This window comes from Pantoea sp. Pa-EAmG (assembly GCF_030024295.1).
GTDB classification, from domain to species: domain Bacteria; phylum Pseudomonadota; class Gammaproteobacteria; order Enterobacterales; family Enterobacteriaceae; genus Pantoea; species Pantoea dispersa.
In genome coordinates this window covers 1-1361 of record NZ_JASEWO010000350.1, presented here as the reverse complement: position 1 = coordinate 1361, position 1361 = coordinate 1, and the positions used below count along the sequence as shown (strand labels likewise).

The 1361-nt window shown below is 51.9% G+C and carries 2 protein-coding genes; both read left to right on the top strand.

Annotated elements, in window-relative coordinates:
• The first annotated feature begins 412 nt into the window (after positions 1-412).
• Positions 413-865, top strand: a complete 453-nt coding sequence (locus QMM04_RS22520) for an FxsA family protein (protein ID WP_021507767.1) — start codon at positions 413-415, stop codon at positions 863-865.
• A gap of 194 nt (positions 866-1059) precedes the next feature.
• Positions 1060-1353 carry a co-chaperone GroES gene (locus QMM04_RS22515; protein ID WP_021507766.1) on the top strand — a complete coding sequence of 98 codons (294 nt, stop codon included), beginning with the start codon at positions 1060-1062 and terminating at the stop codon, positions 1351-1353.
• The last annotated feature ends 8 nt before the right edge of the window (positions 1354-1361 follow it).

Sequence of the window (1361 nt, the reverse complement as noted above, 5' to 3'; positions counted from 1 at the left end):
CTAACAGGTCTTCTTCGATACGAATGTTGTTCGCCATGATTACCTTCTTATTATTGCTGCTGTGTTACTGCCGGGCATCCGGAATGGATGGGCGGCGAATAACGTGCAGGTGAAGCAATTATATTGTCGTGGAATACCAGTGCCGACATTTTATCCATCTTCGGGCTGGCGAGCACGATCATATTCTGTCACTGCAGAAATGCTTGTGCACAGATCACTTTACGGACATTTGCTGGCCCAGCGGTAATAACGATATGTGATGTACTTCGCAATTTTAAGTCAGTGGCATAAATTTAATAGCGGCGGTTGAATTTCCCCGGCCGCGTGCCCATCTCATACGTTATGGTCATGCTGACCCTTCAATTTTGCTGCTCCGCACGCTGCGTGGCGGCACGACTCACAGGAGATATCGGTGCGCTGGTTACCGTTAGTGATTTTTTTTGTTCTGGCCTGGATTGAGATCTCGATTTTTATCCAGGTGGCGCACGCGCTCGGCGTGCTGCTGACCATGCTGCTGGTGATTTTTACCTCGTGCATTGGTGTGTCGCTGGTGAAAAATCAGGGCATGAAGAACTTTATGCTGATGCAGGAGAAGCTGGCGCGTAACGAGAGCCCGGCGGCGGAGATGATTAAAAGCGTGTCGCTGATCATCGCCGGTTTTCTGCTGCTGCTGCCGGGCTTCTTCACCGATTTCCTCGGCCTGCTGCTGTTGCTGCCGCCGGTACAGAAGCACCTGACGCTGAAGCTGATGCCGCACCTGCGCGTATGGCGCGGCCCGGGGCAGGGCCCGGACAGCGGCGTCACCATGGACGGCGAGTTTGAGCGCAAAGATCAGGATCGTATCGGCCACGATAAAGATCGCTGAATGTAAGCGGGGCGGCGTAAGCCGCCCTTTTTGCTGTCTTTTTCGTCATCTGTTACGCAAACGAAAATTTTTTATTTTTTTGCCCTTGAAAGCCCCTTTTCTGCCCCTATCTCTCTCTCCACGAGGCCGGAACCCTCAAGCCCGGCGTTCAACCCAAAAATGAATGATTGGACTTCTCAAAGGAGAGCTATCAAATGAAAATTCGTCCGTTGCACGATCGCGTTATCGTCAAGCGTAAAGAAGTTGAAGCCAAATCTGCTGGCGGTATCGTTCTGACCGGCTCTGCAGCAGGCAAATCAACCCGCGGTGAAGTACTGGCTGTTGGCAATGGCCGCATCCTGGAAAACGGCGACGTGAAGCCGCTGGACGTAAAAGTGGGTGATCTGGTGATTTTCAGCGAAGGCTACGGTGCCAAGACTGAGAAAATCGACAACGAAGAAGTTCTGATCATCTCTGAAAGCGACATCCTGGCGATTGTTGAAGCGTAATTTACGCG